Genomic DNA, 16,530 nt, shown 5'->3' with positions numbered 1-16,530 from the left:
CATCAGGATGCGATCAAAAAAGGCTTCGAATTCCAGAAAAACCAAGAAATCTGGGATATGCCGTACTTGCCAATCGACCCAAAAGACTTGGGTCGTGACTATGACGCCGTGATTCGCGTGAATTCACAGTCAGGTAAAGGTGGTATCGCGTACTTGTTAGAATCGAACTATAACGTGACTTTACCACGTCGTTTACAGATCGAATTCTCACAAATCGTGCAGCAAAAAACCGATGAAGATGGTACTGAGATTTCAGCACAAGCGATCTGGACCTTATTCAAAGATACCTATGTTGATGCCAAAGATGCACACTACGCTGCCAAGAACTATAAATTGTCAGATGAAAATGGCAACCAGGTGATTGAGCTAGATGTTGAAGTCAATGGTGAAACTCAGCGCTTACGTGGTGAAGGTAACGGTCCAATCTCTGCGATTTTGGATGCATTACAATTGCCAATTGACGTGTTGAACTATGAAGAACGTAGCATCAGTTCTGGTGCACATGCCAAAGCCTTGGCATTGGTTGAACTGCAAGTGAAAGGTACCGGTAAATCCGCCTTTGGTGCTGGTGTCCACGACAACATTGTGACCTCTTCAATTCAAGCGATTATCGCATGTACCAACCGCCTGATTGACCAGGGTGTGTTAAGCACTGAACAGGTGATTGCTGCTGCCGTCTAGACACGGTATTAGAATTAGCGATAATTCATAGCACTAAAAAGACTTTAGAAGGATACCTGCAAATGGTATCCTTTTATTTATTCATACTAAAGATTTAAGGCGAATCATTCCCGTGTCTTTTCCAGCTGACTCAGTGGGCCTTGTTGTCCCACAAAAGTTCCAATTCGAACAGCCGTTAGAGCTTGAATGCGGTCGCATCCTCCCCCGTTTTGAACTGATGGTTGAAACTTATGGCGAACTCAATGCCGATAAGTCCAATGCCATTCTGATTTGTCATGCCCTTTCCGGTCATCATCATGCTGCTGGCTATCATCATGAAGATGATAAAAAACCAGGCTGGTGGGATGCCTGTATTGGTCCAAACAAGGCAATTGATACCAATAAATTTTTTGTGGTTGCCCTGAATAATATTGGTGGCTGTAATGGTTCAACAGGTCCAACTTCTCCGAACCCTGAAAATGACAACCGCCCTTATGGTCCTGATTTTCCTCTAGTGACTGTACGTGACTGGGTGAAAACCCAAGCCATGCTGTCTGACCGTCTCGGCATTGATGTGTGGTATTCCGTCATCGGTGGTTCATTAGGTGGTATGCAGGCATTACAATGGTCGGTAGATTATCCAGATCGTCTGCAAAAATGTGTGATTATTGCCAGCGCACCTAAATTATCTGCACAGAACATTGCCTTTAATGAAGTCGCACGTCAGTCAATTCTGTCAGATCCGGATTTCCATAATGGCCGTTATCTGGAACACGATAGTTATCCAAAACGTGGGCTGATTCTGGCACGTATGGTCGGTCATATCACCTACCTGTCTGAAGAAGCCATGAAGCAGAAATTTGGTCGTGATTTAAAATCCGGTAAATTTATGTATGGTTTCGATGTGGAGTTCCAAGTCGAAAGCTATTTGCGCTATCAAGGTGAACAATTTAGCCGTAACTTTGATGCCAATACTTACCTGATTATGACCAAGGCGCTGGATTACTTTGATCCTTCACGTGAATATCAACAGTCATTGGTAAAGGCAATGGCCCAAACCAAATGTAAATTCCTGGTGGTCTCTTTCACAACTGACTGGCGGTTCTCACCTTCACGTTCTGTTGAAATCGTAGACGCCTTAATTACCAATAATAAGCCTGTCAGCTATCTGGATATTGATGCTGAGCAAGGCCATGACTCCTTCCTGTTCCCGATTCCACTGTATGTGAAGTCATTGCGTGCCTTCCTGGGTGGTGAAGAACTGTTAAAATCAACCCCGAAGGAGGCTGTGTAATGCGTATTGATCAACAACTGGCAGAACGTTGGATTAAACCGGGTTCACGCGTCCTTGACCTGGGCTGTGGTGACGGTGAATTATTGGCTCATATGAGCAAAAAGCACAATATTCGTGCATACGGATTAGAAATTGATCAAGAAAAGATTGCAATTGCAGTCAGTCGTGGGTTAAATATCATCCAGCAAGACTTAAATCTGGGATTAAGTCGTTTTGCAGACCAGTCTTTTGACTATGTTGTCATGGCACAGGCTTTGCAAGCTGTAGATGCACCGGACGTTTTATTGCGTGATATGGTGCGAGTGGGTAAACAGGCCATTATTACTTTCCCGAACTTTGCGCACTGGAAGACTCGTTCTTTCCTGGCACTAAAAGGGAAAATGCCTGTTTCGGAAGCTTTACCCTATATGTGGTATAACACACCGAACATCCACTTATGTACTTTCCGTGACTTTGAAGCACTTTGCGCGGAAAATAACATCAAAATTATTAACCGACTCGCTGTGAATGGGAATCAACAAGGCAGCATGCTCAGCAAGCACCTCCCTAATCTGTTTGGTGAAGTCGCAATTTATCGAGTGAGCGCTCTATGAAAAAATTATTACTAAGTACGACGCTACTGGCTGGACTTTTTAGCTTTCAGGCCCATGCAGACTATGTTGCTCCAACACCTTCTGTCGCAAGTCAGGCCGCACAATATTCCATCATGGACATTAATAGCCTGATTAAGGCAGCGAAGGCAGGACAGCCAGGTGCACAATTCTATTTAGCAACCAAATACCAGTATGGCAAAGACATTCAGAAAGATGAACGTCAGGCTTTTGCCTGGTATAAAGCAGCAGCCGATCAAGGTCTGGCAGTTGCTCAATTGAATGTAGGCCGTATGCTGGCAGATGGTATTGGCACCAAGAAAGATGAAACACTGGCTCGCCAGTACTTTGAAAAAGCAGCCAGCCGCGGTGATAATCGTGCCAGCTTTAACCTGGCGATGATGGAAGAGAAAAAGAAAAACTATATGGGTGCTTATCAGTGGTATGAACTCTCTACCCGTGACGGCATGCTGGACAATAAAGTGATTACTTTATCTGAAGGCAAAAAAACTGCATTGGCAGCCAACTTGACCCAGGAACAGATCCGTCAGGCACGTGATCGTGCAGACCGTTGGATTCAGGCACAATAAGCTGGATCTGCAAAAGAGCGCCTTCAGGTGCTTTTTTTATGGCCTGAAAACTGCAGCAAGTTGCTACACTACATATATGTAATTTGAAAGATGAGTAATTGATATGGCTGCAACTGACTGGTTATCCCAAGGCACACTGGTACTGGCAAGTAATAATAAAGGCAAGATTGCAGAATTTGAAAAGATGTTTGCAGAACTCAAACTTCCAGTTGAAGTTATTCCTCAAGGTAAGCTGCATATTGAAGACGCAATTGAAGATGGTTTGAGTTTTGTTGAAAATGCCATTATCAAGGCACGTCATGCATCACGTATTTCTGGCAAACCTGCGATTGCTGATGATTCAGGGATTTGTGTACCAGTTCTGGGTGGTGCGCCTGGGATCTACTCTGCACGTTATGCGGGTGAACATGGTGATGATGTAGCGAACAATGAAAAATTACTGGCTGACCTGAAACCACTGCGTAACGACGGTGAATCGATTGAAGGCATGTTTGTGTGTGTACTGGCTTTAGTTCAACATGCCGAAGACCCTCTACCACAAATCTTCCAGGGCATCTGGAAAGGTGAGATCTTGGAAGCAGCCCGTGGTGAAAATGGTTTTGGCTATGATCCGCTGTTCTGGTTACCTGAACTAGGGATTTCCAGTGCGGAAATGAGCAAGGAAGAAAAAAATAGAATTAGTCACCGTGGACAGGCAATGCAGCTATTTAAAGCGAGTCTGGAAAAGTAAGTTTCATCTCTCATGGCTCCCTCTCCCGTTGGGAGAGGGCTGGGGTGAGGGATTTAAAATGCATCTTATTCTCTCTCGGGGAAAAGGACTTTTCTGATATTTTTATAAACCCGGCACCAACGCATGCACCACCACTCCATATACGCCGATCAAGATCGCACTGGCAATCGTTCCTGAAGCAATATATTTCGCTGAATAACCTGTGTCTTGATAATGGGTTTCCAGTGCCACAATATTGGCTGCTGGTGGAAGCAGGAAGTACATCATTAAAACAGCATAAGTTAGTATTTGATGCGGAATTGGCAATAAGAAATAAGCACCTGCTGCCAGTCCTAAAGCCAGAATAAAGCGACCACTAATCAAGATTAAACTACGGGTCAAATCACTCAGCTGAATCCGGACATGACGGAGCCACATGCCTAGAATACACATGCCAGCAAAGGTCACCAGAAACTTGTTCGCGGCATAACCCCACTGAATCACTGGATGCGATTCATAAACACTAAAATCCCAAAATGATAAAACTGCTGCAACCGTCAGTGCAATCACCGGTGGAGACTTCAGCATATTTTTAATAATGAATTGCGGTGTCTGCTTTTCAGCACTCACTGCTACAACTGCACTGACATTTCCAAATAAAGAACCGCCGATATATAAGGCAACAATGGTATTTAAAGCATCAGGACCAAATAACGCCAAGGCAAAAGGAAATCCCAGCCAGACACCATTCAAATAACTAAAACATAGTGCACGTAATTTATCTTTGGAGAAAAAGTAGAACAGACCGAACAAAAACAGCGAGCTAAAGATACTAAAGCCAATCAGCCACAAGCTACCCTGCTTATAGAACACCATGTTGTAAATTATAATCAACGGGATCAGCAGACGAGCCAGTAAAGCGGCCATAAATGGACGAACCGGCTTTAAATAATGGATGCCCCAGAATCCAATCAGAAATGAAATAAGTGGTAGGAGCAGTGCCATAAAAAAGATAAAGTCAGGAGTAGTAGACAGGCTTCATTCTAGCACACCTCTATATACTCAGAAGGGTGTTATTTAAACTGATATCTTTATAAATATCATCACCAATACTGTTATTTAGCTAATAATCGGAATAACTTGTTCAACGATCTGTCCTGCTGTTTCACCCTGCTGGGATTTTTCCAGCCACTGCCACTCATCGGTTTTCATTCTCAGGAAATTGGAACAGCGCGTGCCATAAGCCGGACTTTGAATAAAGGTTGAAGACAACAACTGTTCCAGTTCATGTGAAATCCCTGTTGCAGGTAACAGTTCAGGAATCACTTTACGTTCATCTTCCAGAATATCCCACACCGCATGAGACAGATCAGCTTCCGAAATTTCTTGCTGTTGCAGCATCGGTAAAAATTCCTGGGTAAAACGCTTGCGTAAGTGACGGGTCTTTTCCCAATGCTCAGTCAGCAAACCATTGGATACCACATATACACCATGTGCCAACACTTGCGGTGCTTCACCACGGTTGCTCATATAGACCGCCTGCTCTCGATCACCGACAAACAGGTTAAAGCCTGCATAGTCACATTGCTTTTTTTCCAGTTCTTGGGCAAACCGAATTGGGGTTAATTCAGATTCCAGAAAATCCTGAAGAATATGACCGCGTGAAGTCGGATAAGACTTTTGGTCCTGCCCATCTCTAAAATTGGTAATGACTGCCCAACGGCCCGCAGCAGTCATTCCCATCCAGGTACCACCAGACTGCAAATCCTGACCTGCAATAATTGGGCTATTTTGCCAGGCATGCAGGGCGGCTGTCGGACGCTGATAAAACTCATCCCGGTTTGAAATCAGACAAAGTGGCGTGTCATCCAGTACACGCCAGGCCAAGGCAACGATACACATAATTGATGCTCTAGATCTTTACACATTGAATGTACAACATTTTTCCCAAGTTTAGGCTAAAATCAGGGCAAAACAGAAAGACAAAGGAAGATGCATGCTCAACTATCCCAATATTGATCCTGTAGCGATTTCGCTCGGGCCATTGCAGGTCCACTGGTATGGACTGATGTACCTGATGGCATTTTTATTTGCCTGGGGACTGGCGACGTATCGCGCTAAACAACGCGGCTGGACATCAGATATGGTCTCGGATTTAATCTTCTTCGGGGCGCTTGGGGTGATTATCGGTGGCCGTGTTGGTTATGTATTTTTCTACGGTTTTTCCCAGTTTCTGGCAGACCCATTGTGGCTGTTCCAGATCTGGACAGGTGGCATGAGCTTCCATGGCGGTTTCCTAGGTGTAATCCTGGCGATGCTACTCTGGTGTAAAAAATACAACATGACCTGGTTCCAGACTCTGGACTTTATCGCGCCGTGTGTACCGACCGGTCTGATGTTTGGCCGTATTGGTAATTTCATCGGCGGGGAACTGTATGGTCGTCAGGTGACTGACCCAAACTTTGCTTTTGGCATGATTTTCCCAACCGATCCACTCCAACTGGTTCGTCATCCATCACAACTGTATCAGGCACTTTGTGAAGGTCTGATTCTGTTTATTGTACTATGGTGGTTCAGCTCTAAACCTCGCCCACGTATGGCAGTTTCTGCGCTCTTCCTGATTGGTTACGGTCTGGCACGTTTCATCGTCGAATTTTTCCGTGAACCGGACAATGGTCAATTGTTTATTGGCTGGATGAGTAAGGGGCAATTCCTCAGCCTGCCAATGATTCTGATTGGCCTATGGATGATGTGGTATGCCTACCAGAAAAAAATTTATGACTGGGGTCCACAGAAAAACGTATAAAACATCCTGAACATATTGCGAGGCATCTGCCTCGCTTTTTTATATCTGAAATATGCTAAAGTGCAGATCAACTCTTTTGGATCTTCACGGTTGCCATGCTTGAATACTGGTTTAATCCGCAAATTTCTGTCATTAAAAAATTACTGATTTTTATCATGATTGCCGTACTGACAGCAGTGCTGTACTGGATAGAACCTTTACCGCTGGATGCGATTCTGATGTTCGCCGGTACTGGAATTATTTTCCTGATCTGCCGTTATTGCAAAATTCATTTTGCTGCAAAGAATCCGACAGGCTTGTTCTATCGCATACTGACCTGGATTCCAATTGCCCTATTATTGGCATTAGTCTTCATGAATATGAAAGATGGCGAGATCCTGGTTGCAGGTGCGCAGGGCATTGGCTTTATGGCAATTTCTATCTGCCTGTTTTCGCCACTGTCTTTAATGCATAAAAACACGGACACTCCACCGCCTCATGCTTAATTACTGGTATTCCGAACGCTGCTCACGCCAGATCAGGCTGATCGTCTGTATCGCCACCTGTGCAGTGATTTATTACGCTTCTACCTTTGCAAAACTAAATGCAATATTTGTCGGCATCAGTCTGGCAATTGGGATGCTGAGTCATAGCGTACGTACAGTCGCCTTGAAACTGCCTGAGCAGAATCCCTATCGGGAAGGTTTTACACGACTGTTTTTCTGCATTCCGCTGATTGCCCTGATCACCCTGTTTGGTTATCTGCCTGAACAGCACAAGATAGCTTTAGGCATTCAATGCATTGGCTTCAGCGCGGTTGGACTGTTTATCCTGTCTATTTACGGGAATCGTGCGAAACGCTTCGATGATTGAACCATTTCGCAAATGCTACTTTCAGCTTCTAGCTTAAAGGTGAGAATCCAGGCGGTAATAAGTGTATTTCACATCAGAATTACGATAAACCGCATAACCTGACTGTCTGAAATCCGATACCCATGCAGAACCTGAGTATGCTGCAATATGCCCGTACTTATGCTTGGAAGTCCGGTCAATGATATAGATATCACCCTTTTTCGGACGGTCAAATGACAGGTTGATTTTACGGTAGCCCAATTTCTGTAAGGTGCCGCCCCAGTCAGCTGCAGCTACAGGATGATTCACAATTTTTGCACCTGAAGATTGCAAACCGATACGAATACTGCGCGCACATTTCTGTGTACTGGTACTACGGGTAATGTCTTGCAGATAACTGGTGAATTTTTCAATATTAAAACGCTGGCCATTCATCGCACTAAAAGTCTTGCGTGATTCAGAACTTGTATTAAGAGCTGATTCAGAGCTGTTACGCTGAGGCTGACGTTTAGAATTTTGTCCCGAATGGGAACGAATTATGACGTTCGCTTGAACAGGAGCATGAACTTCACTCATATTCACTTGATGATCATAAATCATATTAAACCAAGTACTCCTCGCCCTTAAGCAGGCGTTCATATCTTTTGAAAGGCCCAAATACTAGCCCCATTAATGTTATTTTTCACGTTCAAAATGTAAATAAATTTATCAATATTTAACTGATTAAATGTAAGACATTATTCTGCATAGAATTATTTAAATCTATTAAGTTACAAAAATTTCTATTATTAAGTTTTATTGAATAATAAATTAATTAATCGACATATTTTTAAGCAATAAATTATAAAAATATGACTAGATTCCGACCTACTTAACACTTCTTGTATATGCTCTACCCATTCCCATCCCATTGAAAACAAACACAACATTTCACTACATGATTACATCTTTTCTTTAGCAGCCTCATGTTTAGACTGATTGAGCGCAAAAAATGAACTGAAATAAAACGGAGAAAATAATGAATCATGATATCCCTACCGTTTCAAATTTTGATCTCACCAAATATTTAGGCACCTGGTATGAAATTGCCCGCCTCCCAATGAAACATCAACCTGAAGACAGCACTGATATTTCAGCTGTTTATAGCCTAAATGAAAGTGGTAGCGTACGTGTTCAGAACCGTTGTCTGGATGGTGATGGCAAGCTGGATGAATCCATTGGTGAAGCAACGATTGTAGATGCGGCCAATGCCAAACTTGAGGTCAGTTTCCTGCCAGAAGGTTTACGCTGGGTGCCATTTACCAAGGGAGATTACTGGGTATTAAAGCTGGATACTAGTTATCAAACGGCTTTGGTCGGTGAGCCAAGCATGAAGTATCTGTGGCTGTTACATCGCACCCCAACCATTGATGAAGCGACTAAGCAGGAATATCTGGCTTATGCACAATCGCTCGGTTATGACTTGTCTGATCTGATTGACACAGTACATACCGGCAAGCCAACAGCTTAAAGCAGGCGATAAATAGGCATCCATAATGGATGCCTTTTTTATTGCCTTTTCTCTCTCCTCCAGTCACCTTCCCGGCGATGTGGAACTGCGAAAAAAAATGTTATGATGAGCGCAATTTTAAATTGCTTAGTTCAAATAAAAGCAATTTTTCAACGGATTTTAAGAGAGACTTATGCGCCAATACCTTGACCTTTTACAACATATCCTCGACAACGGCGGCGATAAAGGCGACCGTACCGGTACTGGTACACGTTCGGTATTTGGTCATCAGATGCGCTTTGATCTTTCCAAGGGTTTCCCTTTACTGACCACCAAAAAAGTCCACTTCCGCTCTATTGTGATTGAGCTATTGTGGTTCCTCAAAGGCGATACCAACGTTCAATATTTGAAAGATAATAAAGTTAGTATTTGGGATGAATGGTCAACTGCGGAACAGACTGCACGCTTTGGCCGCCCAGAAGGTGAGCTTGGTCCTGTATACGGTCATCAGTGGCGTAACTTTGGTGCCACAAAAAATGAAGATGGCAGCTATAAAAATGATGGTTTTGATCAAATCAAATGGTTGGTGAATGAGATCAAAACTAATCCAAACTCACGTCGCCTGATTGTGTCTGGCTGGAACCCGAACGAAGCAGGTCAAGTGGCACTGCCACCTTGTCATACCCTGTTCCAGTTCTTTGTACATAATGGCAAATTATCTTGCCAGCTGTATCAGCGTAGCGCTGACGTGTTTTTAGGTGTCCCGTTCAATATTGCCAGCTACGCCCTGCTCACCCATATGATCGCACAAGTCTGTGAGCTTGAGGTCGGTGATTTTGTCTGGACGGGTGGTGATACGCACCTGTATGCCAACCACTTTGAACAGGCCAAACTTCAGTTGAGTCGTGAGCCTTTAGGTCTATGTCAGTTAAAACTGAATCCTGAAATTAAAGATCTGTTCGATTTCAAATTTGAAGATATTGAAATTGTCGGTTATGAATCCCATCCGGGAATTAAAGCGCCTGTCGCGGTTTAATTTTTCTCAAACCCAAGAAAATCGAAATCCCACTTTGCTTAAAGTGGGATTTTGCATTTTAATAGGAACAATTTTTATTTGTTTTTGAGTGTGGGTATGGCATTTCAGGATTTAGAAGTCGTTCATGTCGTTGCAATGGATCAGCAGCACTGTATTGGTAAGGACAATGACCTGCCTTGGCATATCTCAGCAGATCTAAAACATTTTAAGGAAATCACCCAGGGCGGTGTAATTGTAATGGGACGCAAGACCCTTGAATCCATGGGACGTGCCTTGCCTAAACGTGTCAACTGGGTCATTACCCGTGATACAGACTGGTCTTTTGAAGGTACTAAAGTCGCGCACACGATTGAAGATGCCTTGAATCAAGCTGTTGCAGATGTAAAAGCGTCAGAAAAACCGGAGTCTATTTATATTATTGGGGGTGGTGAAATCTTCAAACAGACAATGAGTATTGCTGACCGTCTGGAACTGACCCATGTCGAACTGGATGTACAAGGTCATGCCTTCTACCCAGAAATTCCTGCTGAATTCAAAAAAGTTTTTTCCGAACAACATATCGACGACAAAACCGGGATTGCTTTTGAGTTTGCAACTTATAGAAAATGAAGAATAATTTTTAATTAAAGATTCAATTATGCATACACAGGGAAATCCTGCACCTCACTGGCTATTCTGGTTACTGAATGCAGTATTTACCCTGTTTGTCATCACATCAAGTCTATGGCTGTGCCTTGCGATTTGGGTACAGCAACCCTTAGGCATGATTGGCAGCTCTGTGCTGATTGGTCTTTGGATTGTTTTAGCCTGTGCAGTTCTCGGCATTTATTTTAGCCGTCATCTGATTTCACGTGGTGTAGATACCCTTCTTTATATTCTGGCTTTTCTGTTTAGCCTGTTCTGGTATTTCAGTCTGGACGCTCGTCAGGACCGGGAGTGGAATCCTGAAGTTGCCCGTATTCTCAGTTATGAACAACAAGGCGATCAAGTCACCTTACATAATGTGCGTAATTTTGTCTGGCTGCCAAATGGGAAATATATTGAGCGCTGGGAAAGTCGCAGCATCAATTTGAATCAGATCACCGGGGTCAATGTCATCACCTCTTACTGGATGGGACCGCATATTGCCCATACCTTGGTGAGTTTTGACTTTGCTGACCAGAAGCCACTGACCTTTTCGATAGAAATCCGTAAAGAAAAAAATGAAGATTTCTCTGCTATCGGCGGCTTCTTCCGCAAGTTTGAGCTGAGTCTGGTAGCAGCTGATGAACGGGATATTATCTACACCCGTAGCAACACCCGCGGTGAGCAGGTATATTTTTTTCCGGTTAATATGCCACAAGCACAAGCCAAGGCGCTTTTCAAAGAATATCTCAACAAGGTGGATGATCTGGCTCAACAGCCGAAGTGGTATAACACTCTAACCAGTAATTGCACTACCTTGGTGTTTGATATGGTTCAGGCTGTTTCCCAAAAACCATTACCAACAGATTATCGCCTGCTGGCGTCGGGTTATTTGCCAAATTATATGTATGACCTACAAGCATTGGATCAGGATTGGGACTTAAGCACCTGGTATGCTCGAGCGCATGTAAACCCACGTGTCAAAGAATTTTCTCAGGTCAGTAGTGAACAATATTCTGCCCTACTGCGGCAAGGGTTACCTGCGCCAAAAGCAGAATAGAACCTATCTTCCCGGGAACCCGAAGATACAAATTGTATTGGTATCATTCTATTTTTTCTGTTTATATACAGTGATGTATCAAAGAAAAAGAGTAAGCCCAATGTTAAAAAAAGTGACCGCGATTGCAATGTTCGTTTCAGCACTGGCAATAACAGGCTGTCAAACCACACCAGACCAGACCTCTTCCCAAGCGGTTGAAAATCTACAGCAACTTCAGAACCGCACCTGGATTGTCACTCACATTGGCAGTACAGAAATCACCACTGCACCTACCACACGTAATATCCCAAGCCTGCAATTTGATGCTGCCACTCAGCGTGTTAGCGGTGCCGATGGCTGTAACCGCATTATGGGCAGCTATACTGCAGGCAAAGACACTTTGAATCTTAGCCAGATGGCGGGTACAAAAATGGCTTGTCTGAATAATGACAATCTGGATCAAAAATTTAATGAAGCCTTGGCTAAAGTGACCCACTATCAGGTTTTTGGTAAAACCCTGAAGCTGCTCGATAGTTATGGTAACCCAGTCATCCAGCTGGCAAGCCCGGTACAACCGCGCTAAAGCTTAAATAAAAAGCCTGTTTTTACAGGCTTTTTTCTATTTGATATTTACAGCGTAGAATAGAGACAGAAACTCGGAATTAAGGACAAGATTATGCAACAGGCGCTATTTGGTGGTGGATGCTTTTGGTGTACCGAAGCGGTATTCCTGCAGATTCGTGGTGTCAGCAAAGTCGTTAGTGGCTATGCCGGTGGACATACCACTCATCCAACCTATGAAGAGATCTGTAATGGTGATACCAACCATGCAGAAGTGATTCTGATTGATTTCGATGAAAGTCAGATCAGCTTTAAGCAATTGCTGGATGTATTCTTTGCCACTCATGATCCAACAACGCTCAACCGCCAAGGCAATGATGTCGGTACACAGTATCGTTCTGTCATTTACTATCTGAACGAAGAACAGCAACGGCAGTCACAAGAAACTATTGATGCACTGAAGGCTGAAGGTTTAAATGTAGTCACTGAACTCACTCCTGCTCCGACCTTCTATCCAGCTGAAGATTATCATCAGAACTTTTTTGCCAAAAACCCAAGTCAGGGTTATTGCAACTTTGCCATTCCCCCAAAGCTCAACAAGCTACGTGCCAAATTTGTAGAACTGTTGAAGTAAAGCAATATTGTCATAAAAAAAGCGACCATCTCAGGTCGCTCTTTTTGATCTTGGAAAAATCAGTTATCGGTGGCAAAAGCAATATCGGTGAGTCCGGCTCCACTCGCGCGTGACATCACCTGAGCAACTGTGTCATAACGTGATTCTTTATCCGCCTTCAATACAATCGTTGGCTGATGCTCTGCCTGACCTGCTTCATTGAAACGGGTTTCCAGCTGTTCCAGGCTAAGCACATCACCATTCCATGCCACATCACCCTGAGAGTTAATGCTGATGGTAATGTTCTCCGGCGGAAGATCAATAATTTCCGCAGTCGTTTGTGGCAAGGTTAATGGAATTGATGGGTTCGCAACGGTCGCTGTCACCAGGAAGATGATCATCAATACCAACATAATGTCGATCAGGGGAATGAGATTCATCTCATTCATGCCTACATCGTTGTCTTCACCCAATTGAAAAGCCATTAAACTTGACCTCCCACTAAACTGTCTTGTGCAACTTTGCTTTCAGCTTTCTTCGCAGATTCCTGTTGCAGCATCGTATCAATCAATAAGCTATGGGCATGGTCCTGCAGTTCATGTGATAAACCACGGTTAAAACGTACCGCAATGTTATAAGCCAATACAGCTGGAATCGCCACTGCCAGACCCAGACCTGTCATGATCAGTGCTTCACCTACTGGTGTTGCCACCTGAGCCAGACCTGCCTGACCGCTCTTACCCACTGCTACCAGTGCATGGAAGATGCCCCATACTGTACCGAATAAACCAATGAAAGGTGAAATCGATGCGATGGTACCCAGAACTGACACACCTTTTTCCGCATTGGCTTTTTCAGCTGCAATCTGGCGTAGCAATGCTTGTTCAGCTACGGCTTTGCGTTGTTCAAAGCCCAAAGGCGCCATTTTTGATTTCAGTTTATCTAGGGCATCAGATAACTGTGCATAAGCCACTTGCTTGAGTTGGCGCGTACCGAGTAAACGCAGTACAAAGATCGTCCATGTCGCAATCGACATTGCCAGTAACACAAAATAAAGTGTTTTACTGACTGCATCAGCATGTTGCCAATAAACTGAAAAGTTCATATTCGAACTCCTAATGGGTTAGCCGTTATCTGGTAATCTGGAAGTCAAAGGGCTGCTCAACACGTGTTGGATAAGCAACGCCATTTTCAACATATTTGGTTAATTGTGCACGACGTACAGCAGACTCGACCTTACGGTTAATCGAAGGGCTGCAGCTTGAATTACGTGCTGTCGCAGCCACTACCTTGCCTTGTTCATTCGCTGAGATATCCACCACCATGGAACAGGAACTTTTCAATTCACCTGCTGACATCGATACTTTTGGCGTACGCAACCAGGTCACACCACCACCCAAAGAAACACTCTTAGGAGAAGGAGGCGCAGGTGGTACCGGTGGCGCAACAGGCGCAGGCGGTGCCACAGGTGCTGGTGGAGGTGTCGGAGCGACTTTGGTTTCTTTCACGACCGTTGGTACAACCGGACTTGGCGTTGGTTTTGCTTCAACTGGTGGTGCCACAACCTTAGGCGTTTCAGCCTTCTTCACTTCCTGGATTTTTTCAACCTTCTTCGGAGGTGGTGGCAAAGGTTTTTCAACAATCTTGACCTCTTTCGGCTTCGGCGGCTCTTTCTTCGGCTCAGGCTTTGGCTTCGGAGGTAATGGTTTTGGTGCTTCCTGCAGTTTTACAAAGCGAACCTTCATCGGCTCCTTGTCTACAGGCTTGAGTTCAGGTGCTTTCATCTGGCTGACAGCCCACAATAGGCCAACATGTCCCACCAGTACAGCTGCCATAACAGCTGCGACTTTCTTTTTCATCTGGTTGGGTGGAGTAGGCATCATAGGAGAAGCAACTTGGCTCATTAAATATTTTACCTTGAAGAGATGATATGAAACAAATAATCAAGCTCATCGGTTAGCACAATTAAAGTACGCCAATAATAAATGAGAAGGGTTTTCATTTGCAATAACAATCCCCAACTTTCTTCATTTTTTTCGACAAATGAGAGAAACAACTCAAATAAAAAAGGCATACTTAAAGTATGCCTTTTTGAATGATGATGCAAGATTTATTGGAATACCACTGTCTTGTTACCATCCACAATAATACGGTCTTCCAGATGCCATCTTACCGCACGTGCCAGTACATTACGCTCTACGTCCTGCCCCAGTTCACGCAGCTGCTCTACAGTAAAGTCATGGTTTACACGCTCTACGTCCTGCTCAATGATTGGACCTTGGTCCAGATCAGCCGTTACATAGTGGGCAGTCGCACCAATCAGTTTCACACCTTTTTCATAAGCCTGCTTGTACGGATTCGCACCCACAAACGCTGGCAGGAATGAATGGTGAATGTTGATCACTTTCATTTCCCATTTTTGTACAAATTCTTCATCCAGAATCTGCATATAGCGCGCCAGTACTAACAAATCATTGCCTTGCATCAGCTCATCAATTTTTGCATAAGCTTCACGTTTGTTGTCTTTAGTCACTGGCACTACTTCAAATGGAATACCAAAATTTTCAACCGATTCACGCAGCGTTTCATGATTCGATACTACTTTGGTGATTTCACATGGCAGACCGCCACGTGCATGACGCCATAACAGCTCAAGTAAAGCGTGATCAACTTTAGACACCAGAATGCCGACTTTTTTCACATCACTTACCAGCGCCAGACGCCAATGCATGTTATAGCGTTCCGCAACATTGACAGCAAAAGTCTGTAACAGGCTTTCTTTACGGCTTTGCAGGTTATCGAGTTCAAACTCAACACGCATGAAGTAACGTCCGCCCTGAGCTTCTGTCGCGTATTGATCAAGCGCAGTAATATTGGCGCCCTGATGATACAAGAAGCTTGAAACAGCCTGCACGATGCCCGGCTTGTCTTCACAAGTAATCAATAAACGTGCGGTGTTAGCAGTCGTCATATTCATGTTGGTAAACGTCACTAATCAGATAAATTAAAAAATAAGCCGAGTATTCTAGCGCGTTTCTTAATTATTCTGAATAGTTTGTTCAGTTTCCCGATCTTTAGCGGATGACAGACTGGCAAAAAGCTCGGAAGAACCAAAAGAGTTCAACAAGCTTTCATAGGTATGACGGCTTTCACCACGCAGATAGGCGCCTTCCAGGAACACCATTTGACGCAATGCCTGCCAGACCCATTTTTCTTCCAGATGGTTCGAGTCGGTAATATGACCAGACATATACAGGAAGTTGGTCCAGTTGGTCAGCACGATCCACAGGTTGATAATTAAGGCTTCAATTTCCGAATCAGTCATTTCCATTAAGCCAGCATTGACAAAGGCTTTATAAATTTTTTGTCCCTGCTGCATGACTTCACCCGCAAAGCGCGGATACAGCTTGCGGAAGTCTTCATTATTTTCCACTAGGTGATAAACATCACGATGCAGGAAACGATAGGCCCATAACTGGCTGCTGAGTACTTGAAAATAATGAATCTTGTCATTGGCATCCAGCGGACGGTCATCCGGCAATGCCAGCATTTCCAGGGTTTCCTTCTGGTACTGCTCCATCAGTTCCTTGATGATTTCATTCTTATTACGGAAATGATAGTACAGGTTACCCGGGCTCATACCGAGTTCAGCAGCAATATGATTCGTCGTAACAGAACGCTCACCACG

At 44.0% G+C, this 16,530-nt stretch carries 22 protein-coding genes; 14 read left to right on the top strand and 8 right to left on the bottom strand.

Annotated elements, in window-relative coordinates; all coding sequences use genetic code 11:
- From B4033_RS10685 to rdgB, 5 genes are all read left to right on the top strand, one after another.
- Window positions 1-681: alpha-isopropylmalate synthase regulatory domain-containing protein (locus tag B4033_RS10685; protein ID WP_286833845.1), on the top strand; the 681-nt coding region annotated here is incomplete at its 5' end.
- A 112-nt stretch (window positions 682-793) separates the two neighbouring features.
- The gene (gene metX / locus B4033_RS10680; protein WP_286833841.1) at window positions 794-1,954 is read left to right on the top strand and encodes a homoserine O-succinyltransferase MetX; all 1,161 of its coding nucleotides are present in this window, start codon (window positions 794-796) and stop codon (window positions 1,952-1,954) included.
- A complete protein-coding gene (gene metW, locus B4033_RS10675) occupies window positions 1,954-2,547 on the top strand; it encodes a methionine biosynthesis protein MetW (protein WP_004890183.1) in 594 nt (197 codons plus the stop codon). Before metX ends, metW begins: the two co-directional genes overlap by 1 nt.
- Entirely contained in the window at window positions 2,544-3,134 is a 591-nt protein-coding gene (locus B4033_RS10670; RefSeq protein ID WP_004813225.1) for a tetratricopeptide repeat protein, read from the top strand. Before metW ends, B4033_RS10670 begins: the two co-directional genes overlap by 4 nt.
- 103 nt (window positions 3,135-3,237) lie before the next feature.
- Complete coding sequence (gene rdgB, locus B4033_RS10665; RefSeq protein WP_286833836.1) at window positions 3,238-3,864, top strand: RdgB/HAM1 family non-canonical purine NTP pyrophosphatase; 627 nt, start codon at window positions 3,238-3,240, stop codon at window positions 3,862-3,864.
- A 102-nt stretch (window positions 3,865-3,966) separates the two neighbouring features.
- Here the strand turns inward: rdgB and B4033_RS10660 are convergent, their stop codons facing one another.
- Both B4033_RS10660 and B4033_RS10655 read right to left on the bottom strand, forming a co-directional pair.
- The gene (locus tag B4033_RS10660) at window positions 3,967-4,848 is read right to left on the bottom strand and encodes a permease (protein WP_286833833.1); all 882 of its coding nucleotides are present in this window, start codon (window positions 4,846-4,848) and stop codon (window positions 3,967-3,969) included.
- A 114-nt stretch (window positions 4,849-4,962) separates the two neighbouring features.
- Window positions 4,963-5,745, bottom strand: a complete 783-nt coding sequence (locus tag B4033_RS10655) for an NRDE family protein (RefSeq protein ID WP_286833830.1) — start codon at window positions 5,743-5,745, stop codon at window positions 4,963-4,965.
- 94 nt (window positions 5,746-5,839) lie between these two features.
- Between B4033_RS10655 and lgt the strand changes: the two genes are divergently transcribed.
- The 3 genes from lgt (at window position 5,840) to B4033_RS10640 (ending at window position 7,501) form a co-directional block, all read left to right on the top strand.
- Complete coding sequence (gene lgt / locus B4033_RS10650) at window positions 5,840-6,649, top strand: prolipoprotein diacylglyceryl transferase (RefSeq protein ID WP_004813235.1); 810 nt, start codon at window positions 5,840-5,842, stop codon at window positions 6,647-6,649.
- A gap of 95 nt (window positions 6,650-6,744) precedes the next feature.
- Window positions 6,745-7,134, top strand: a complete 390-nt coding sequence (locus B4033_RS10645; RefSeq protein ID WP_286833827.1) for a hypothetical protein — start codon at window positions 6,745-6,747, stop codon at window positions 7,132-7,134.
- A complete protein-coding gene (locus B4033_RS10640; RefSeq protein WP_286833823.1) occupies window positions 7,127-7,501 on the top strand; it encodes a hypothetical protein in 375 nt (124 codons plus the stop codon). The genes B4033_RS10645 and B4033_RS10640 overlap by 8 nt, the downstream gene beginning before the upstream one ends.
- Window positions 7,502-7,534: 33 nt before the next feature.
- Here B4033_RS10640 and B4033_RS10635 read toward each other — a convergent pair whose 3' ends face one another.
- Entirely contained in the window at window positions 7,535-8,080 is a 546-nt protein-coding gene (locus tag B4033_RS10635; protein ID WP_286833820.1) for a CHAP domain-containing protein, read from the bottom strand.
- Window positions 8,081-8,498: 418 nt separating this feature from the next.
- On the opposite strand from B4033_RS10635, the gene B4033_RS10630 reads away from it, so the two are divergent.
- From B4033_RS10630 to msrA, 6 genes are all read left to right on the top strand, one after another.
- Window positions 8,499-8,990: a lipocalin family protein gene (locus tag B4033_RS10630; protein ID WP_005220876.1), complete on the top strand. Its 492-nt coding sequence runs from the start codon at window positions 8,499-8,501 to the stop codon at window positions 8,988-8,990.
- A 172-nt stretch (window positions 8,991-9,162) separates the two neighbouring features.
- Window positions 9,163-10,005: a thymidylate synthase gene (thyA, locus tag B4033_RS10625; RefSeq protein ID WP_005220875.1), complete on the top strand. Its 843-nt coding sequence runs from the start codon at window positions 9,163-9,165 to the stop codon at window positions 10,003-10,005.
- Window positions 10,006-10,101: 96 nt separating this feature from the next.
- The gene (gene dfrA44 / locus B4033_RS10620) at window positions 10,102-10,614 is read left to right on the top strand and encodes a trimethoprim-resistant dihydrofolate reductase DfrA44 (RefSeq protein ID WP_076753027.1); all 513 of its coding nucleotides are present in this window, start codon (window positions 10,102-10,104) and stop codon (window positions 10,612-10,614) included.
- Between the two features lie 28 nt (window positions 10,615-10,642).
- Entirely contained in the window at window positions 10,643-11,689 is a 1,047-nt protein-coding gene (locus B4033_RS10615) for a DUF4105 domain-containing protein (RefSeq protein WP_286833817.1), read from the top strand.
- 100 nt (window positions 11,690-11,789) lie between these two features.
- Window positions 11,790-12,251, top strand: coding sequence for an META domain-containing protein (locus B4033_RS10610; RefSeq protein ID WP_005220869.1), 462 nt, complete (start codon window positions 11,790-11,792; stop codon window positions 12,249-12,251).
- 93 nt (window positions 12,252-12,344) lie between these two features.
- Window positions 12,345-12,863, top strand: a complete 519-nt coding sequence (gene msrA, locus B4033_RS10605) for a peptide-methionine (S)-S-oxide reductase MsrA (protein ID WP_048882532.1) — start codon at window positions 12,345-12,347, stop codon at window positions 12,861-12,863.
- A 59-nt stretch (window positions 12,864-12,922) separates the two neighbouring features.
- Here msrA and B4033_RS10600 read toward each other — a convergent pair whose 3' ends face one another.
- From B4033_RS10600 to B4033_RS10580, 5 genes are all read right to left on the bottom strand, one after another.
- Window positions 12,923-13,327: an ExbD/TolR family protein gene (locus tag B4033_RS10600; protein ID WP_286833806.1), complete on the bottom strand. Its 405-nt coding sequence runs from the start codon at window positions 13,325-13,327 to the stop codon at window positions 12,923-12,925.
- A complete protein-coding gene (locus tag B4033_RS10595; protein WP_004813259.1) occupies window positions 13,327-13,947 on the bottom strand; it encodes a MotA/TolQ/ExbB proton channel family protein in 621 nt (206 codons plus the stop codon). Before B4033_RS10595 ends, B4033_RS10600 begins: the two co-directional genes overlap by 1 nt.
- A 25-nt stretch (window positions 13,948-13,972) precedes the next feature.
- Entirely contained in the window at window positions 13,973-14,746 is a 774-nt protein-coding gene (locus B4033_RS10590; protein ID WP_286833801.1) for an energy transducer TonB, read from the bottom strand.
- A gap of 206 nt (window positions 14,747-14,952) precedes the next feature.
- Window positions 14,953-15,819 carry a formyltetrahydrofolate deformylase gene (gene purU / locus B4033_RS10585; protein ID WP_004813265.1) on the bottom strand — a complete coding sequence of 289 codons (867 nt, stop codon included), beginning with the start codon at window positions 15,817-15,819 and terminating at the stop codon, window positions 14,953-14,955.
- 60 nt (window positions 15,820-15,879) lie between these two features.
- Window positions 15,880-16,530: TetR/AcrR family transcriptional regulator (locus B4033_RS10580; protein WP_286833793.1), on the bottom strand; the 651-nt coding region annotated here is incomplete at its 5' end.

The sequence above is a fragment of the Acinetobacter sp. UBA3132 genome (genome assembly GCF_002364825.1).
In the GTDB taxonomy this organism is placed as follows: Bacteria; Pseudomonadota; Gammaproteobacteria; order Pseudomonadales; family Moraxellaceae; genus Acinetobacter; species Acinetobacter schindleri.
Note: the sequence above shows the minus strand (reverse complement) of the source record. Positions and strands in the feature narration are given on the sequence as shown.

Coding starts and splice junctions, on each gene's coding strand:
- B4033_RS10670 (WP_004813225.1), top strand. CDS start 2,544: ATGAAAAAATTATTACTAAGTACGACGCTACTGGCTGGACTTTTTAGC.
- B4033_RS10590 (WP_286833801.1), bottom strand. CDS start 14,746: ATGAGCCAAGTTGCTTCTCCTATGATGCCTACTCCACCCAACCAGATG.
- metW (WP_004890183.1), top strand. CDS start 1,954: ATGCGTATTGATCAACAACTGGCAGAACGTTGGATTAAACCGGGTTCA.
- B4033_RS10600 (WP_286833806.1), bottom strand. CDS start 13,327: ATGGCTTTTCAATTGGGTGAAGACAACGATGTAGGCATGAATGAGATG.
- B4033_RS10610 (WP_005220869.1), top strand. CDS start 11,790: ATGTTAAAAAAAGTGACCGCGATTGCAATGTTCGTTTCAGCACTGGCA.
- B4033_RS10630 (WP_005220876.1), top strand. CDS start 8,499: ATGAATCATGATATCCCTACCGTTTCAAATTTTGATCTCACCAAATAT.
- thyA (WP_005220875.1), top strand. CDS start 9,163: ATGCGCCAATACCTTGACCTTTTACAACATATCCTCGACAACGGCGGC.
- B4033_RS10655 (WP_286833830.1), bottom strand. CDS start 5,745: ATGTGTATCGTTGCCTTGGCCTGGCGTGTACTGGATGACACGCCACTT.
- B4033_RS10635 (WP_286833820.1), bottom strand. CDS start 8,080: ATGATTTATGATCATCAAGTGAATATGAGTGAAGTTCATGCTCCTGTT.
- B4033_RS10660 (WP_286833833.1), bottom strand. CDS start 4,848: ATGGCACTGCTCCTACCACTTATTTCATTTCTGATTGGATTCTGGGGC.
- dfrA44 (WP_076753027.1), top strand. CDS start 10,102: ATGGCATTTCAGGATTTAGAAGTCGTTCATGTCGTTGCAATGGATCAG.
- B4033_RS10645 (WP_286833827.1), top strand. CDS start 6,745: ATGCTTGAATACTGGTTTAATCCGCAAATTTCTGTCATTAAAAAATTA.
- lgt (WP_004813235.1), top strand. CDS start 5,840: ATGCTCAACTATCCCAATATTGATCCTGTAGCGATTTCGCTCGGGCCA.
- B4033_RS10615 (WP_286833817.1), top strand. CDS start 10,643: ATGCATACACAGGGAAATCCTGCACCTCACTGGCTATTCTGGTTACTG.
- purU (WP_004813265.1), bottom strand. CDS start 15,819: ATGAATATGACGACTGCTAACACCGCACGTTTATTGATTACTTGTGAA.
- B4033_RS10640 (WP_286833823.1), top strand. CDS start 7,127: ATGCTTAATTACTGGTATTCCGAACGCTGCTCACGCCAGATCAGGCTG.
- B4033_RS10595 (WP_004813259.1), bottom strand. CDS start 13,947: ATGAACTTTTCAGTTTATTGGCAACATGCTGATGCAGTCAGTAAAACA.
- msrA (WP_048882532.1), top strand. CDS start 12,345: ATGCAACAGGCGCTATTTGGTGGTGGATGCTTTTGGTGTACCGAAGCG.
- rdgB (WP_286833836.1), top strand. CDS start 3,238: ATGGCTGCAACTGACTGGTTATCCCAAGGCACACTGGTACTGGCAAGT.